This is a genomic window from Polyangium sp. 6x1, assembly GCF_029946515.1.
GTDB lineage: Bacteria > Myxococcota_A > Polyangia > Polyangiales > Polyangiaceae > Polyangium.
This window is the reverse complement of the sequence record NZ_JARZHH010000042.1, coordinates 64,610-82,180: the sequence shown is the minus strand read 5'-3', so window position 1 is coordinate 82,180 and position 17,571 is coordinate 64,610. Positions and strand designations below refer to the sequence as shown.

Sequence of the window (17,571 nt, the reverse complement as noted above, 5' to 3'; positions counted from 1 at the left end):
CGTCGGCTACGGACCGAGGTGCCGCGCGGCCGGGTTCGGCGTGCGGTACCCGTCGAGCATCGCGAGCGTCTCGCGGAGCGACTGCCAGTAGTCGAGCACGTTGCCCTTGGGCGTCGCGTATTCGAGGAAGAGGTTGTCGTCGGTGGAGACGATCGGCTCGCCCGGCGTCTCCGCGACGAACCGATCGAGCTCCTCGCCCGAGGCCACGAGCTCGTCGAGCAAGCCGGGCAGCGTGCCCGCGCCGAGCGTCTCCTGGATCCCGGAGAGGTTGGCGATGCGATCGAGCTCGGCGCGCGAGGCGACGAGAGGACGCGCGCTCGCCACGAGGATGCCCTGCGAGCCGCCGACGAAGAGCGCGACGTGCGGGAAGACGACGCGCAGCGTGCGCACGATGGCGGCGAGCTCGCGCCTGCGGATGTGGTGGAGCTGCACCCACTGCTGGAGGATGCCGCCGTCGGCGAGGCGCGCTCGTACGAGCTCGTAGAACTCGCGGCTGTAGAGGCTCGCGGCGCCCGCGAACCACACGCTCGTGAGCTCCATCGTCACGAGGTCGTAGCCGCCCGGCGAGACGAGCAGGTGGTTGCGGCCGTCTTCGAGCGAGAGCACCGTGCGCGCATCGTCGAGCGAGCCGCGCGCCGGCTCGGCAAAATACTTCCGCGACGCGTCCACGATGGCGGGCGAGATCTCGGCGACCTCGATGCGCTCCCACGGGTAGGCGGCGATCGTGCCGAGTGTCGTGCCCGTGCCGAGGCCGATGACGAGCACGCGCTTCTCGTTGCCGCGGAGGAACATCGAGGGGAAGTGCGCGAACCTGCGCTGCGCGGCCATCTCGGGGCCGTTGTCGCCCTGGAACTTGCCGTTCGTGTAGAGCGTGAGCACCTCGGCGCGCCGCGCGACCGTCGTCACGCCGCCGTGCACGTCCTCGCGCACCATCTCGATGCGATCGGGCGGCGGCCCCGCGGAGAAGTAGACGTTCGCGCCGTTCGTCATGCGCGCCATGTCCCAGCGCGGCAGCACGAGCGCGACGACGATCGCGGCCGCGGGCAAGGCGAACCGCGTCGCGGCCGAGCCCTTGTCCCCGGCGGCCACGCGTGACGCGAGCACCGAGGCGATCGCGAGCGCCGCGACCACGCCGAGCAGCGTGCCCTGGGAGCCGAGCGCCGGCAGGATGAAGTAGCCCGTGATGATCGAGCCGAAGATCGTGCCGACGGTGTTCACCACGGTCAGCCGTCCGACGCGCGCGCCGACGTCGGGCATCGAGGCGACGCGGTGGAGCAGGAGCGGGAACGTGGTGCCGAGAAAGACCGTTGGCACCGCAAGGATCAGGAGCGCGGCGAGCGCGCGGACGAGCTCACGGCCGGCCCACGAGTGCACGTGTTTGCCCGCGAAGAGGAAGAGGCGCGGTAGCTCCGCCCAGAGCGGCATCGTGACCGCGAGGGAGATCGCGGCGGCGCCGAGGCCGAGCGCGAGCGCGCGGTCGCCGCGTTTTTCGGCGAGGGCAGGGGAGCGCGCCGCGCCGATCGCCAGGCACACGAGGAAGACGGCGAGCATCAGGCCGAAGGCGTACGCGCTGTTGCCGATGAGCAGCGCGAGCAGGTGCGTCTCGACGACCTCGGCCGCGAACACGATGAACCCCGAGGCGAAGGCGAACGCGAGCGCCGTGTTCTCGTGGTAGGGACCATGCTCCGGCGCGGCGGACGCTGCGGGTTTCGGGGCCTCCTCCTTCGCCTCGTTCGCTTCGTTCGCCGCAGCCGCGGGCGCGCGGCTGCCCGCGACGATCGCCGTCACGCCGATGGTCACGTTCGCCAGCGCCGCGGCCCAGATCGTGCCGCGCACGCCGAGCGCGGGCAGGACGAGGTACGCGCTCGTCAGCGCGCCGATCGCGCCGCCTGCCGTGTTGATGGCGTAGAGCAGCGAGAGCCGGCGCCGGCTGCGATCGCCGACCTCGCCGGCGACGACGCGTGACAGGATCGGCAGCGTCGCGCCCATCGCCACCGTCGGAACGATGACCACGAGCGCGGTCAGCGCGCCGCGCGCCGCGGTGAGGATCGCGAGCGAGCCCGGGGCCTTCTGCGCGACGTGGACATACGCCGCGGTGAGCGCTTCGAGCGCGGCGGGCGAGACGGCGACGACCAGGCCGACGAGGATCTCCAGCACCCCGTAGGCGACGAGCGGGCGGGCGATACGCGCGGCGCGCTTGCCGCCGAGGTACGCGCCGAGCGCCATGCCTCCCATGAACGCGGCGAGCACCGTGCTCACGGCGTACGCGGTCGCGCCGAAGACGTAGCCGAGCAGCTTGCCGAACGCGACCTCGTAGAGGAGCCCGGTCGAGCCGGAGACGAGGAAGAGCGTCACGACGAGGGAAAACCGAGGTCGCACGCCGCGGACGATAGTCGAAGGGGCCGAGATCGCACGGCGTGAAAAAGGTCATCGCCGCCGATCCCGGCCTGCGCGCGGCGCGGTATCCTCGGGGCGCGATGCGCGGCCCCGTGATGAAGATCGAAGACATCGCCGTTCGTTACGGCGATTGCTGGTCCATCCGATCGGCCACGATCACCCTCGAGCCCGGCGTGATCCACGCGATCCTCGGAGAGAACGGGGCGGGCAAGTCGACGCTGCTCAAGGCGGCGGCGGGGTTCGCCCCGCGCGTCGCGGGCACGGTGAAGATCGAGGACGGCGCGGCAGCCATTGGAATGGTGCACCAGCACTTCATGCTGGTCTCCGCGTTTTCGGCCCTGGAAAACCTCGTTCTCGGCAACGAGCCCACGGGTTCGTTTGGACGCCTCGACCTCACGAAGGCGCGGCGCGAGGCCGAGGCGCTCATGGAAAAGACGGGCCTGCGGGTGAACCTCGACGCGCGCACCTCGGATCTCGCGGTGGGCGAGCGGCAGCGCCTCGAGATCCTGCGCGTGCTCTACCGCGGCGCCCGCGCGATCCTGCTCGACGAGCCCACCGCGGTGCTCTCGCCGCTCGAAGCGGAGGAGCTCTACACGACGCTCGGCGCGCTCGCCGAGGGAGGCGCGACGATCGCCGTGGTCACGCACCGCATGGACGAGGTGATCCGCTTCGCCGGCCACGTGACGATCATGCGGCGCGGTCGGACCGTGCTCTCGCGGCCGATCGCGGCGGACGAGCGCAACCATCCGAAGCGGCTCGAAGACGAGCTCACGCGGGCGATCATGGGCGGCGAGCCGCCGCACGAGGCGAGCCCGCCCGCGCTCGCGGAGGACGCCGAGGTCGCGCTCTCGATCGAGGACCTCGTGCTCGTCGACGCCGCGGGCAAACGCGTGCTCGACGGCCTGCGCTTCGCCGTGAAAAAAGGGGAGATCGTGGGCATCGCGGGCATCGAGGGCAACGGGCAGCGCGAGCTCGTGCGCGCTGTCGCGGGGCTCGAACCCGGCGTGGCCGGAGCGATCGTCCTCGGCGGCGCGCGCCTTCCGGCCGTGAGGTCCACGGGCGATCTTCGCAAGCGGCGCCGCGCGGTCGCCGTGGTCCACGAGGATCGCCACGCCGACGGGCTCATGCTCGACGCGTCCGTGGGCGACAACCTCGTGCTCGGCGAGCTCGACCAGATCGACGGGCCCGCCGCGGAGGCCGCGTTGATCAAACATCGCATCGATCGGTTCGGCGTGAACCCACCCGATCCGGCGAGGCGCGCGGGTGATCTCTCCGGCGGCAACCAGCAGAAGGTCGTCGTGGCGCGCGCGCTCGATCGCATCGAGGCGAGCCCCGAGCGCGCGCTCGTCGTCCTCGGACAACCGACCCGCGGCGTCGACGTGGGCGCGGCGGCGACGATCCACGGCGCCGTCGTCGCGGCCGCCGAAAAGGGCCTCGCCGTGCTCCTGGTGAGCGCGGACCTCGGCGAGCTCAAGCGCCTCTCGCACCGCATCCTCGTCATCCACCGCGGCCGCATCGTGGCGGAGCTGCCGCCCACGGCCGCCGACGACGTCATCGGCCGGGCGATGCTCGGCATGGAGGACGCGTGAACGACAAACGCGCCCGCGCCCTGCTCCCGATCGTCCTCGCGATCGCGGGCGGCATCCTGCTCTTCAACCTGATCGCGTTCGCGTTCGGGCAAGCGCCGGCCTCGGCGCTGCGCCTCGCGTTCGAGGGCACGTGGGGCACGCCGTACGGCCTCGGCCAGGTCCTCTTCAAGGCCACGCCGCTGCTCTTCACGGGCCTCGCGTTCGAGGTCGCCCTGCGCGCGGGCCTGTTCAACATCGGCGCCGAGGGACAGCTCGGGCTCGCGAGCCTCGTGGGCGCGCTCGTCGCGTCGAACCTGCCCGCCTCGCTCCCCATGCCGATCGCGCTGCCGATCGTGCTCGTCACCGCCGCCGCGGTCGGCGCGCTCGTCGCGTTCATCCCGGCGATCCTGCGCGCGCGTCGCGGCGTGCACGAGATCATCACGGCGATCATGGTCAACCGCATCGTGGACGCGATCCTCCCGTGGACGTTCTCCACGGTGCTCGGCTCGAGCTCGCTCCGCACCGCGGACATCGCGCCCGGCGCCGCGCTCCCGCGCCTCGATCGCGTCATCCCCTCCTTCGCGGGCAGCGCCGCGAGCTTCGCCTTCCCGCTCGCCGTCGCGACCGTCTTCGCCGCGATGGCCCTCCTCGGCCGCAGCCGGCCCGGCCGCGAGATCCGCTGGGTCGGGCTTCGCCCCGAGGCGTGCCGCGCCGAGGGCATCGACGTCGAGCGACGCATGCTCCTCGCGATGCTGCTCTCCGGCGCGATCGCGGCGCTCGCCGTCTCCTCCACGGCGCTCGGGTACAAGGGCTACTACGAGCTCGGCCTCGGCGCGGGCGCGGGGTGGAGCGGCATCGCGGTCGCCATGCTTGGCCGCGGCAAGGCGATCGGCATCGTCCTCGCCGCGATCTTCCTCGGCACGCTGGAGCAGGCCGGCCTCGCGGTGAACGCGCGTGTCCCGAGGGAGGCGATGAACGTCCTCGAAGCCACGCTCATCGTCCTCGTCGCCGTCGCGAGCCGCGTCGCGTCCCAGGGCGCGCGCGCGGCGGCCAGCGCCGACCCCGAGCCCGAACCCCCCCGCGACAAACCGGCCCCCACGCCTGCCTCCGAGGAGGCCCGCTCGTGAGCTCGATCTTCTCCCTCACCATGCTCGCCGAGTCGGTCCGCATCGCCGTGCCTTACGCGTGCGCGGCGATCGGCGGCGTATGGGCCGAGCGCGCGGGCGTCATCCAGATCGGCCTCGAAGGCATCCTGCTCACGGGCGCGTTCACGGCCGTCGCCGTCACGCATGCCACGCACAGCCCCACCCTTGGCCTCGTCGCGGCGATCGTCGCGGGCGTCGCGCTCTCGCTCGGCCATGGCCAGCTCACCGAGCGCGCGCGCGTGCACGCCGTCATCAGCGGCATCGCCTTGAACCTGCTCGCGCTCGCCGCGACCCGCATGGGCCTGCGCGCCCTCTACGACAGCGCCTCGAACTCCCCCGGCATCGATGCGTTCCGCTTCGGCCCCACGGGCGCCACGGGCGGCGCGATGCTCCTGCGTGTCCTCGCCGATCCCGTCTTCTTCTGCGCGCTCGCCGCCGTCGCCGCGACGCCGTTCGTCCTACGAAACACCCGCTTCGGCCTGCGCGTCCGCGCCGCGGGGGAGAACCCCGTCGCGGCCGCGAGCGTGGGCATCTCCGTCACGCGCGTCCGCCTCGCCGCGCTCGCCGTCTCCGGCGCCATCTGCGCGCTCGGCGGCGCGCACCTCGCCTACGACCAGCAGCGCTTCGAGTCCGGCATGTCCGCGGGTCGCGGCTTCATCGCGCTCGCCGCTGTCGTCGTCTCCGGCTGGCGCGCGGGCCGCGCCGCGCTCGCGTGCCTCGCGTTCGGCGTGCTCGAAGCGCTCCAGATCGTGCTCCAGGACGAAGTCCGCAAGACCGCGATCGGCGACCTCATCCAGACCTTGCCCTACGTCGCGACGCTGCTCGTCCTCGCGCTCGCGCCGCGCCGCGCGGGTGCGCCGGAGGGGCTCGGCAAGCACGCTGCCGAGTAGGGTCCTGGGCCGAGGCGCGCTCGCGCCGGCGCAGCGCGAGCCAACCACCTGCCAGCGCGGCCCTCGGGCGCGTGAAAATCGACAGGCGCCACGTGCGTGGCGTGCCTTGCGCGCGTGCAAATCGACAGGTGCCACTTGCATGGTGTGCCTTGCACGCGTGCAAGCGCAGCCAGCGACCTTCGATCACCCCCCTTGAACGGGCGCAACGGTCCTCGCGCCCCCGCCACATCCCTGCTCACACCCGTGCAAGCGCCGCCGTCCTGTGTGCGGGATGCCCCTTGCACCGGTGCAACCGCTCCCTCGCAGGCCGCGAGGACCCGTTTGCACGCGTGCAAGCACCTTCCACGACACGTCAGGGAGCGACTTGCACGCGTGCGACACACGTCACGCAAGAATCGTGGAACCTCTCGCTCCCGATCCGAGCGTGTTCCACCGGCCCCCGCCGATCCCTCAACCCGGCCGCTTCACCACATCCACGAAGCTCTCCACCGTCCGCCCCTCCACCACCCCGATCACCCGCGTCTCCCGCGACGGCCCCGTCGCTCGTACGACCTCGTCGAGGGGCACGCCCCACGCGCGCGCCAGCGCCTCCAGCACCGCGCCTGCCAGCGTCCGCAGCACCGCGCGCCATGGCTCGCGGCTCGGCGCCTCCTCGCTCGGCCAGAGCGTCGGATCGCGCGCGTCGAGGATCGACGGCAAGTGCATCCGCACGACCAGCACGTTCGGCGCGAGCTTGATCTTCGCGCGCCACCAGGGCCCGCGACCGCTCTGGTGATCTCGCACGAGGAGCACCTCGTCCGGCACGGCGTCCCACGCCGCGATCGCCTGCTCCGACAGCCATCCCGCGGCGCCCTCCGCGATCGGCAGCGCCCCGAGCCGACCGCCGCACGCTTGCACGATCTGCGCGCACGCCATCTGCTCCGCCGGCTCCTTCACGAGCGCCGGCAAGAGCGCGGCCTGCTCCGACGCCCAGCGCGCGAGCTCTTGCCGCTCCACCACCGGCACCACCGTCGCCTGCCGCGTCGCGCCGGGACGACCCACGAGCACGCCGGAAATCCCTCGCATCGAACACGCGCGCAGGCCGCCCACCGCCACCACGCCCGCGTACGTCGGGTGGATGCACGCGCGGCCCACCATGTCGCCCGACGACGTCGCGAGCGGCCGCAGGTTCTGCGCCATCTCCGGGATCTCGCGCGGCCAGAGCCTCTCGAACGGCTCGGGCTCCGGGCTCCAGGTCCGACCGAGCAGCTCGTAGCCGTCGATCGTCATCCAGTCCGACGCCGGCACCACGCGCGTCCGTTTGCCGTGCGCGTCCTCCACGTCGAGGTGCACGTCGAGCGCCGGGCAGAGCCACGCGCAGAGCTCTTCCAGCGTCCAGCAGCGATCGTGCCCGCGTCGATAAAAGATCCCGTCCGGCGCGTCCGGCGGCGCGCGCAGCCACACCCGCACGCGCGTCCCCGCGTCGCTCATCACCTCCGCATCGCCTGCCGCGCGCAGGATCGGCCGCGTCGTCCCGCCCGCGTAGAGCTCGAGCACGCTCGTCTCTTTGCGCGCGCGCTCCGACGTCTGCGTCGTGATCCGGGCCCTTTGACCCCAAAGGAACACCGCGAACGGCCCGAGCCCGCCGCCTCCGCGGCGGAAGCCCTTCGCCAGGAGCCCCGGCGGATCCCGGCGCAGGAGCAGCGACGACCAGTACTCGCTCGCCGTGTCGCGTAGCGGCGCCGCGAGCGCCTCCGCGGGCATCCCCGTGCCCGTGTCCTCGATCTCGAGCCAGTGCCCTTCCTCGTCCTCGCCGAGCCGCACCGTGATCGTGCCCCAGTCGCTCGGCCACTCCTCCAGCATGCGCCGCGCGCGCACCGCGCTCGCCGCGTTCTGCACGAGCTCCCGCAGCGGCATGGCGGCGTCGCTCTCGTCGAGCCGCGTCGCGCCGAGCCGCTCCACGAGCGACGGGATGTCCGTCACGTGCACCCGTGTGTCCACCGGCGTCCATCCCTCGACGGGGAGGAAATCCGCGAGCCGGCTCGGATCCTCCACGCCCGCCACACCACGCGCCAGGAGCCGCGGCCGGCCTGCCTCCGCGAGCAGCGTGTCCACGATCCGCAGCTCGCGATCCACCGCGACGAGCGTGTCCATCCCGAGCCAGAACGCGGGCGCCTCCTCCACCGTGAAGGGACTGTCGGCGAGGAAGATCAACCGGCTGTTCGCGACGTACGGCTCGCGCAGTTTCTCCTGAAGGACCCAGTGCTCCCGCCGCGCCCCCGCAGGCCTTCGCGCCGCGCGCCAGAAGTGCGGCACGCGCGAAAAATCGATCCGCGATGCGTCCGCGACGCGCAGGAGACACGCGAGCTTGAACGCGTCCACCGTCCAGCCCGAGGGCATTCCCGCGAGCGGCGCGATCGTCTCGTGGAAGTGCGCGGGCAGCTCCGTCGCGTGCCACAGGTGGCTCCGCGCGATGCGGCCGATCGTCGAACCGTACGCCTGCCGGAGCTCCGCGGGCTCGACCAGGTGGTGCTCTTGCCCGCGCGCGTCTCCGTACGGCGCGAGCGCGAGCCTCTCGGCGTGCCTCGCGTAGAGCGTGCGCAACGTCTCCGTGATCGCCTCTTGCTCGATGTCGGCCGGCGGCTGCTGCAGCTCGGCCGCCGTCGGCGCGCGCCCGAGCTTGCGCACCAGCATGCCCACGACCGCGTCGAGCCACGTGCGCTCGCCCTTCAGCGCGTCCGTCGCGCCGTGCATCGTCGCCAGCGCGAGCGCGAGATCGTGCACCACGAGCGACGACGCGAGCACGAACGCCTCGGGCGGCGTCAGCGGAAAGCTCGGCCCCGCGACCGCGTCCGCGCTGATCCACAGATCGTCGGTGTGCAAAAGGTCCGAGAGGCTCGGCTCGTCGGTGCGGGCCTCGACCATCTCGTTGGCGATGGCCGTGGCGCGCCCGCGGATGCGCGAGAACGCGTCGCGGAGGGCCTTGCGAGGCCCCGCTGCGTCGTCGTCTTCGCGGGGCGCGAGCGTGCTTTCCCAGAGCGTGGTCGTCTCGAGGTGCGCCATCCGCTCGAGCGTATGCCGAGTCCGACCGGCCCGCGAGGGGGAGAGGAGACGGGAGATTGCCCGCGGCGCGCGCGAGACCGTTACGGCGACGGCGAGCGCGGCGCCTGCGTGGGGGCCTTCTCCGAGGCCTCCCGCGGGAACCGCTCCTTGTGTGTCGCGAGCATCCGTTCGGCGATCGCGACCACGTCACCTACGTCCTTACCGTACCCGTCGGCGCGGATTTCCTCGGCGAACGAAGGCGTCGTTACGGCGCCGCCGATCATCACGACGTGCGGCAGGCCCTGACCTCGCACGGCGTCGATGACGTCCTTCATGCGCATCATCGTCGTCGTCATGAGCGCCGACAGGCCGATGATCTGCGCCTTGTGCTCGCGCGCGGCGGCGAGGATGTCCTCGAGCGGCACGTTGCGCCCGAGATCGTGCACGTCGAAGCCGAAGTTGCGGAGCATCAGCCCCACGATGTTCTTGCCGATGTCGTGGATGTCGCCCTTCACGGTGGCGAGGATGACCGTGCCTTTCTTCTCGACGTTGCCCGAGGCTTCGAGCAGCGGCATCAGCACGGCGACGCCGGCCTTCATCGCGTCGGCGCTTGCGATGAGGTGCGGGATGAACTTCTTGCCCGAGCCGAACAGATCGCCGAGGTGCCGGATCGCCGGCGTGAGCACGTTCAGGAAGATGTCGAAGGGATCGATGCCCTCCTCGAGCGCGCGTTTGACGAGCCCGGGCACGCCGTCCTTGTCGCCCTCGACGACCGCGCTCCACAGAAGATCGCGCGTCCCCTTCGCTTTGCCCGTGCCCGCCACGCCCTTCGGCTCGTCGCCGACCGGCGTCGCCACGTTGAGGAGCTGCCCCGCCTTCGCGGCTTCGAGCATCGCCTGATCGCGCTTCCTCTGCGCTTCGAGCGGCACGGCCAGGTCGATGTATCGCCGGCAGTTCAGATCACGGCCCGCGAACAGGCTCGCCGCCGCAACGGTCTCCTGCAGCAGCGGATCGACCGCGTTGCAGATCGCGCTGTCGAGGCCCGCCGCGATGGCCTGCGCGAGGAACGTGTTGTGCACGCTCTTCCGGAGCGGGATCCCGAACGACACGTTGGACAAACCAAGCGTCGTCGCGCAGCCGAGCTCGTTCGTGATGATGCGGATCGTCTCGATCGTCTGCGCCGCGGCCACGGGCGCCGCGCTCACCGGGATCGAGATGCAGTCGAAGACGACCCACTCCTTGGGGATCCCGTACTCCTCGCACATCCGCAGGATCTTCTCGGCGTTGCGCACCCGATCGATCGCGCGCTCGGGGATCTCGCTCTCGGCGCACATCCCGATCACGGCGCAGCCGTAGCGCTTGATGATCGGCAGCAAGAACTCCGCCTTCTCGCGCACCGGATCGACGCTGTTCACGAGCGGGCGCCCGGGGAACGCACGGATGCCGCGCTCGAGCGCGTGCACGTTCGCGGAGTCCACCACGAGCGGCAGGTCCGTCACGTTCTGCACCGCGAGCACGGCCTTCTCCAGCATCGCCGCCTCGTCCACGAGCGGAACGCCGACGTTCACGTCGAGCGCCATCGCGCCGCCCTCGGCCTGCGCCCGCGCGTCTTGCACGATGAGGTCCGTCCGGCCCTCGCGGATCGCCTGCGAGAACACCTTGCGCCCCGTCGGGTTGATCCGCTCGCCGATCGTCACGAACGGCGCGCCCTTGCCGATCCGGAGGCTCCGGCTCCGCGACGTGATCCACGTCCCCGGCAGGCGGTTCGTCGTCGCGTGGGGCTTGTGCCCGACCTCCGAGGCGATCATGCGGATGTACTCGGGCGTCGTGCCGCAGCAGCCGCCCACGATCGCGGCGCCACGATCCACGAACTGCCGCGCGAACGGCGCCATCTGATCGGCCGTCTGCGGGAAGACCGTGCGGCCGTGCCGCATCACGGGAAGGCCCGCGTTCGGCTGCACCGAGAGCGGTAGCGACGTCGCCCGCCCCATGCGCCCCACGACCTCCAGCATGTCCTCCGGGCCGACCGAGCAGTTCACGCCGATCACGTCCGCGCCGCAGGCTTCGAGCACGATCGCCGCCGTCTCCGGATCCGTGCCCGTGTCCGTCAACCCCCGCACCGTGTACGTCATGTGCGCGATCACGGGGACCGTCCGCGTGACGTCGCGCACGCCGATGAGCGCCGCCTTCATCTCGACGAGATCGAACATCGTCTCGATCGCGATCACGTCCACGCCCGCGTCCACGAGCGCGCGCGCCTGCTCCGAGAAGATCTCGACGGCCTCCTCGAACGGCAGCTCCCCGCCCGGCTGGAGCGTCGTCCCGCTCGGGCCGATGTCGCCCGCGACGAGCACGCGTTTGTCGCCGATCGCCCGCCGCGCATTCTCGACGGCCGCCGCGTTGATCTCGCGCACGCGATCTGCCGCGCTGTACTCGCCGAGCCGCAGGCGCGAGGCCCCGAACGTGTTCGTCAGGAGGATGTCCGCCCCGGCGTTCACGTACTCGCGGTGCACCGCCGTGATCGCGTCGGGTTGCTCCACGTTCCAGAGGTCGGGCGCGTATCCGTCCGGCAGCCCGCGCGCCTGCAAAAACGCGCCCATCGAGCCATCGAGGATCAGCACCTCGCTCCGCAGCCGCCTCGCGAATTCCTGACGATTCACGCGCTCTCCTTAGCTCGATTTCGCCTCGGTGACGACCGGATCCCCCTCGTCTTCCAGCGCTCCCCCGTCCTCCCGCGCGACGAACGAGACCACGGTCGTCACGGATTTCCGTGGCCAGAGGCTCATCGCCTCGTTCACCGTCACGCCGATCCGCGAAGCCTCCACGAACGGGCAAAGCGCGCCTTGTGCCTCGATCGGATAGCCCTCGTACCCCGGCCGGTACCGCGCCGACCGAGCGAGCCCCGCCCGCGCGAGGTCCGACGCGATCCGCGCCTCCACCATCCGCGCGGCGCGATCCACGAAGAACGTCCCGAGCGCGTCGAGGAACCACGCCTCGGCCGGCTCGCCGCGCCGCGCGAGCTCATCCAGCGCCTCGTCCCATCGCTCCCCGAGCGTCACGACCGAGAGCCCGACCTCACGCGCGCCCGCGAACCGCTTCGCGAGCACGGACGAGCGCAAGAGCCCCGGCGGCGCCTCGCGCAGGACGACCTCGTCCTCGCGGATCTCCGAGGTCTCCGCCGTGCGAAAGACGCCCTCGAACGCGGTCATCGCGAGCGCGCGATCGAGCGCGAGCGTGATCGCCTCCCGCACCCCGCGCTCGTCGATGTCCGTGATGCGCGTCGCGTGGGGCACACGGAGCGCACGCAAGACCTCGCGCTCGTCCGGCGGTGGGACCGCGCTTCGCACCATGATCACGCCGCGACGTAGGAGCCGCATGCCCTTTTGTTCCGTAGCGTCATCTACCACTGGCAAGTGGCTGGGAGGTTGCCTATCTTAGGGAGCGTCTGGGAGCGGCCGGCTTCAGCGCGGCCTCTGCGACGCTAATTACTCGCGTCCATGGCTCCTCCGGACGAGGCGACGAGGAGGACTATGTCTATCAGCATCACGGACAAAGCGGCCGAGAAGGTCGTCGAGATTGCGACGGCCGAGGACCTCATGGGGCAGGGCCTGCGTCTGCGCGTCATCGGCGGCGGTTGCGCCGGCTTTTCCTACGATCTCTACTTCGAGGACAAGCCGACCGACCTCGACGAGACCTTCGAGGACAAGGGCATCAAGCTCTACGTCGATCCCCTGAGCTATCAGTATCTCGAGGGCACGGAGATCGATTACGTGGAAGGTCTCCACGGCTCGGGATTCAAGTTCTCGAATCCGAACACGAAGAGCACCTGCGGCTGCGGCTCTTCGTTCTCCGCCTAGCACGCCCCGTCGCCCGCCCGAGGCGCTCCCCCGCGCCTCGCCGCCTGCTCTCCCGCGGACGGCAAGAGGCGCAAAATCCCCTCGAAATCCCTGTTTTCTGCGTTCTTCGGGCCAGCCGAAAGTGCGCCGCTCGGGACCGTTCCGGTCGCACAGCGTGCAGCCACGCCGCACCCATGGTCGTTTCTCTCTGGGGCCATGTCACCCCGTGAGCCAGGGGCGTGCCACGCGCGGACCAGGTCCGAAGCAATCGCGGGCGGCGTGAGTCATGCAGGGAGTCGGTCCGTCGGGGCCGACGTCCTCGAAGGCCCCTCGAAACGGCGTCCACGGCGGGTAGGCCCGAGCGACTACGCGGTGCGTCCCAATGGAATCGCACCTTTTCTGAGAATGAGGGAAGACGTGCAGACCTCTCGAGACCAAAGCAGCGCGGTTTCTCGGTACATCGCGCATGTTCGGCAAATTCCGGAGCTCTCGCGCGAGGAGGAGGTCGAGCTCGCCCGTGCTTTCCGGGATCGGGGAGACGAGCGAGCGGCCGCCCGGCTGGCGCTCGCCAACCTGCGGCATGTCGTGTCCATCGCGATCAGCTACCGGCGTTATGGCATTCCTCTCGCCGATCTCATCGCCGAGGGGAACTTCGGTATCGTGCACGCGATCCGCAAGTACGACCCGGATCGCGGCAATCGGTTCGTCACGTATGCGGCATACTGGATCCGTGCGTACATCCTGAACCACGTGATTCATTCGTGGAGCCTCGTCGGCGTCGGATCCGGCCCGCTCCGGTCGAAGATGTTTTTCCGTCTTCGCCGGGAGCGCGCGCGCATCGCGGGGCTCGTGGGCGAGGGCGAAGCGGGGGACAAGCTCCTCGCCGAGAAGTTCGGCGCGCCCGCAGAGAAGGTGGTCGAGATGGCGCGCCGGCTCGAAGCCCGGGACGTCTCTCTCGATACGAAGGTCTTCGAGGACGGAGCGCGCTCGCTCGTCGATACGCTCGTCGCCGAGGACCAGGATCAAGAGGAGCGATTCTCGCGCGCCGAGGAGGGAGCGCTCCTGCGCGAGCGGCTCGAGCAGGCGGTGCAGAACCTCGATCCGCGCGAGCGATACATCGTGGAGACGCGCATGATGGCCGATCCGGAGGAGGAGCTCTCGCTCGCCGAGATTGGCAGGCGCCTCGGCGTCTCGCGCGAGCGCGCGCGTCAGCTCGAGGCCCGCGCCAAGCGCAAGCTGCGTGACCGGCTCCACCCGCTCGCGGCCTGATCTCGACATCTCGACTTTCGGATCGGGGGGCGTTATCTTCCGCCCTGTCGCAGCGGAGCAGGTGGTCGCCGGCGGGTTTCCCGCGGGAGGAAAGTCCGAGCTCCGCAGGGCAGGGTGCCGGGTAACGCCCGGTGAGGGTGACCTCGAGGAGAGTGCAACAGAGAAGAGACCGCCGGCTCGAAAGTGCCCTCGTGGTGCTCGTCCAGTCGGTAAGGGTGAAACGGTGGGGTAAGAGCCCACCGCGCCCCCGGTAACGGGGGTGGCACGGCAAACCCCACCCGGTGCAAGGCCGCGTAGGGAGGCGATGGGATCGAGAGGTCCCGAGAGGACGGCCCGTCCGATGCCTCCGGGTTGGCTGCTAAAGGCACGCAGCAATGCGTGCCGTAGAGGAATGATCGCCGACGCTCCGGGGGTGACCTCGGAGTGACACAGAACTCGGCTTATGAGCCGCTGCGACCGAGGGGCTCCGATCGAAGGATCGGGGCCTCTTGTTTTTTTGTCGCTACTCGGCCGCCTCCACCGCGTCGCCGGGCGCGCGGGAGAGGCGGACCGCGCAGAACTTGAATTCGGGGATCTTTCCGAACGGGTCGATCGCGTCGATCGTGAGCACGTTCGCCGCGGCCTCGCGGAAGTGGAACGCGATGAAGACGCTGCCGACGCCGACCTTCGTGGTCGGGCGGGCGACGAGCTCGATCGAGCCGCGGCGCGAGGTGACACGGACGCGTTCGCCCGGACGAACCCCGAGACGCGCGAGGTCGTCGGGGTGGACCTCGACGAAGGCCTCGGGCGCGAGGGCGTCGAGCGCATACGAGCGCCGGGTCATCGTGCCCGTGTGCCAGTGCTCGAGCAGGCGGCCCGTGTTGAGGACGAACGGATACGCGGCGTCGGGCGTCTCGCGGGCCGGCGTGTATTCGCAAGGGACGAGCTTTCCGCGGCCGTCGGGGGTGGGGAAGGCGTCGCCGAAGAGGATCTGGACGCCGTCCTTGGCCGCACGGTCCGGCGCGGGCCAGAGGCGGCCGGACGTGCCGAGGTTGTCGTAATCGAGGTTCTGGTAGGCGTCCGTGAGCGAGGTGAACTCGTCGAAGATGTCGGAGACCTTCGCGTAGGACATCGGATACCCCATGCGGTTCGAGATCTCGCAGACGATCTGCCAATCGAGCCGCGCCTCGCCCGGCGGCTTCAGCGCGGGGCGGCCGATCTGGACGCGACGATCGGTGTTCGTGTAGGTGCCGAGTTTTTCGAGGTAACTCGAGGCGGGGAGGATCACGTCGGCGAACTCGGCCGTCTCGGTGAGGAAGATGTCCTGCACGACGAGGAAATCGAGCTTCGCCAGGGCCTTTTTGACCTTGTTGACGTTCGGATCCGAGAGGAACGGGTTCTCGCCCATGCAATAAAGGGCCTTGAGGTTGCCTTCGAGCGCGGCGGTCGTGATTTCGGTGACCGTGAGGCCCGGCCTGGGATCGAGCGGGACGCCCCAGGCTTTCTCGAATTTGGCGCGGATGGCCGGGTCGGCGACGCGCTGGTAATCCGGGTACATCATGGGGATGAGGCCGGCGTCGCTCGCGCCCTGGACGTTGTTTTGCCCGCGCAAGGGGTGCAGGCCCGTGCCGGGCCGGCCGACGTTGCCCGTGACGAGGCAAAGCGAGATGAGGCAACGCGCGTTGTCCGTGCCGTGCGTGTGCTGGGAGATGCCCATGCCCCAGAACGTGATCGCCGCGCGCGCCGAGCCGTACGCCCGCGCGATCTCGCGGATGAGATCAGGCGCGACGCCGCAGATCTCGCTCGCGACCTCGGGGCTGTAGCGCGCCACGGTCTCCTTGAGGGCGTCGAAGCCGGTCGTGTGCTTTTCGACGTAATCGGCGCGGTAGAGGCCCTCGGCGAGGAGGACGTGGAGGACGGCATTGTAGAACGCGACGTCCGTGCCGGGGCGAATGCGGGCGTAACGCCAGGCGTATTGCGCGACGTCGGGGCGGCGCGGGTCGACGACGATGAGCTTCGTGCCGCGCGCCGCGGCCTGTTTGAAGAAGGACGAGGCGACAGGGTGGTTCGCCGTGGTGTTCGTGCCCGCGAGGAGCGCGACGTCGGCCTCGGCGATGCCGGCGAACGTGTTCGTGACCGCGCCCGAGCCGATCGTCTCGAGCAGCGCCGCGACGCTCGATGCATGGCAGAGCCGCGTGCAATGGTCGACGTTGTTCGTGCCGAAGACGGCGCGCACGAGCTTCTGGAAGACGTACGCCTCCTCGATCGAGCATTTCGCCGAGCCGAAGCCGGCCATCGCGGCGGGGCCGTGCTTATCGCGCGTCTCGCGGAGGCGGGTCGCCACGAGGTCGAGCGCCTCGTCCCAGCTCGCCTCCCGGAACGCGGGCAGGACGTCCTCGTACCGCACGAGGTGCCCTTTTCGGCGACCGCCGCGCGACTCCTGTGCGCTCTCCGATGCGTCGGAGAGCGGGCCTTTTGGATACCGGACGCGGATGAGCGGCTTCTGGAGCCGCTGCGGGTGCATGGCGTAATCGTAGCCATAACGACCCTTCACGCAGAGCCGTTCGTGGTTCGCCTCGCCGTCGCGGCCGTCGACGTACACGATGCGGTTCGTCTCCTCGTCGACGTTGTACGTGAGCGCGCAGCCGACGCCGCAATAAGGACAAACGCTCTCGACCTGCTTCAAATGCACGCGCGGCGCGAGCGGCCCGCTCACGGGCTTGTTGACGAGCGCGCCCGTGGGACAGACGGCCATGCATTCGCCGCACGAGACGCACGTGCTCTCGCCCATCGGCCGATCGAGGTCGAAGGCGATCCGCGCGCCGTGGCCCTTGCCCGTCCGGCCGATGACGTCGTTGTGCTGGATGTCGTCGCAGCCGCGGACGCACCGATCGCAGAGGATGCAGGCGTCGTGGTTCACCGCGATGACCTTCGAGGACAGGTCTTCGCCGCGGGCCGCGCCGCGCGGCAGGCGGCTGCCAAAGGCGTCGTAGCGGCGCGCGAGCGCGTAAAGCTCGTTTCCTCCGGTGGTGCTCTCCTTGGGGCAAACCTCGGGCTGGTCGCTCATGAGAAGCTCGACGAGGACCTTGCGCTGGCGCTCCACGCGCGGCGAGGCGGTCGCGACCTTCATGTTCGGCTCGCAAGGCCGGACGCACGAGGCCGCGAGGGTCCGGCCGCCGACGTCGACGACACAAAGGCGACAGACGCCGACGGGACGGAGGCGCTCGTCGTGGCAGAGGACCGGGATGTCGATGCCGAGGGACTTCGCCGCTTCCCAGATCGTGGTGCCCTCGGGGACGGTGACGCTCGTTCCGTCGATCGTGAGCGTGACAGTGCGCGGAGTCGTGGCGGGGTCCGGTGCCGCGGGCGCTTGCATGCGCGGATTGTGGCACGAGGAGCCCCGGACAGAAGCCGGTGAAATGCATCGGCTCGGCGCGTCACGCGCGCGCGGGCCGCGTCATCCAGA

The 17,571-nt window shown here is 70.6% G+C and carries 10 protein-coding genes and 1 other RNA gene; 6 read left to right on the top strand and 5 right to left on the bottom strand.

All coding sequences use genetic code 11. The annotated features are described in order from the left end of the window. Positions 1–6 precede the first annotated feature (6 nt). The gene (locus QHF85_RS31915) at positions 7–2,379 is read right to left on the bottom strand and encodes a fused MFS/spermidine synthase (protein ID WP_281331159.1); all 2,373 of its coding nucleotides are present in this window, start codon (positions 2,377–2,379) and stop codon (positions 7–9) included. 38 nt (positions 2,380–2,417) lie between these two features. Here QHF85_RS31915 and QHF85_RS31910 point away from each other — a divergent pair, with 38 nt between their 5' ends. The 3 genes from QHF85_RS31910 to QHF85_RS31900 are packed head-to-tail and all read left to right on the top strand — an operon-like array spanning position 2,418 to position 6,000. Further along, on the top strand, positions 2,418–3,986 hold the full coding sequence (locus tag QHF85_RS31910; protein ID WP_281331158.1) for an ATP-binding cassette domain-containing protein: 1,569 nt from the start codon (positions 2,418–2,420) through the stop codon (positions 3,984–3,986). Then, complete coding sequence (locus QHF85_RS31905) at positions 3,983–5,092, top strand: ABC transporter permease (protein WP_281331157.1); 1,110 nt, start codon at positions 3,983–3,985, stop codon at positions 5,090–5,092. The genes QHF85_RS31910 and QHF85_RS31905 overlap by 4 nt, the downstream gene beginning before the upstream one ends. Beyond that, positions 5,089–6,000 (top strand): ABC transporter permease, encoded by a 912-nt coding sequence (locus QHF85_RS31900; protein WP_281331156.1) that lies wholly within the window; start codon positions 5,089–5,091, stop codon positions 5,998–6,000. The genes QHF85_RS31905 and QHF85_RS31900 overlap by 4 nt, the downstream gene beginning before the upstream one ends. Positions 6,001–6,450: 450 nt before the next feature. Here the strand turns inward: QHF85_RS31900 and QHF85_RS31895 are convergent, their stop codons facing one another. From QHF85_RS31895 to QHF85_RS31885, 3 genes are all read right to left on the bottom strand, one after another. Then, positions 6,451–9,042, bottom strand: coding sequence for a hypothetical protein (locus QHF85_RS31895; protein WP_281331155.1), 2,592 nt, complete (start codon positions 9,040–9,042; stop codon positions 6,451–6,453). An 80-nt stretch (positions 9,043–9,122) separates the two neighbouring features. Continuing rightward, positions 9,123–11,681, bottom strand: a complete 2,559-nt coding sequence (locus QHF85_RS31890; protein WP_281331154.1) for a homocysteine S-methyltransferase family protein — start codon at positions 11,679–11,681, stop codon at positions 9,123–9,125. A gap of 9 nt (positions 11,682–11,690) precedes the next feature. Further along, positions 11,691–12,398, bottom strand: coding sequence for a hypothetical protein (locus QHF85_RS31885; protein WP_281331153.1), 708 nt, complete (start codon positions 12,396–12,398; stop codon positions 11,691–11,693). Between the two features lie 153 nt (positions 12,399–12,551). Between QHF85_RS31885 and erpA the strand changes: the two genes are divergently transcribed. The 3 genes from erpA (at position 12,552) to rnpB (ending at position 14,584) form a co-directional block, all read left to right on the top strand. After that, a complete protein-coding gene (gene erpA, locus QHF85_RS31880; protein ID WP_281331152.1) occupies positions 12,552–12,878 on the top strand; it encodes an iron-sulfur cluster insertion protein ErpA in 327 nt (108 codons plus the stop codon). 396 nt (positions 12,879–13,274) lie between these two features. Next, entirely contained in the window at positions 13,275–14,126 is an 852-nt protein-coding gene (locus tag QHF85_RS31875; RefSeq protein ID WP_136931464.1) for an RNA polymerase factor sigma-32, read from the top strand. Between the two features lie 49 nt (positions 14,127–14,175). Continuing rightward, positions 14,176–14,584: RNase P RNA component class A (gene rnpB, locus QHF85_RS31870), an RNA gene on the top strand. 44 nt (positions 14,585–14,628) lie between these two features. On the opposite strand, the gene fdhF is transcribed toward rnpB, so the two are convergent. After that, entirely contained in the window at positions 14,629–17,481 is a 2,853-nt protein-coding gene (fdhF, locus tag QHF85_RS31865; protein ID WP_281331151.1) for a formate dehydrogenase subunit alpha, read from the bottom strand. Between the last annotated feature and the right edge of the window lie 90 nt (positions 17,482–17,571).

Coding starts and splice junctions, on each gene's coding strand:
- QHF85_RS31895 (WP_281331155.1), bottom strand. CDS start 9,042: ATGGCGCACCTCGAGACGACCACGCTCTGGGAAAGCACGCTCGCGCCC.
- QHF85_RS31885 (WP_281331153.1), bottom strand. CDS start 12,398: ATGCGGCTCCTACGTCGCGGCGTGATCATGGTGCGAAGCGCGGTCCCA.
- erpA (WP_281331152.1), top strand. CDS start 12,552: ATGTCTATCAGCATCACGGACAAAGCGGCCGAGAAGGTCGTCGAGATT.
- fdhF (WP_281331151.1), bottom strand. CDS start 17,481: ATGCAAGCGCCCGCGGCACCGGACCCCGCCACGACTCCGCGCACTGTC.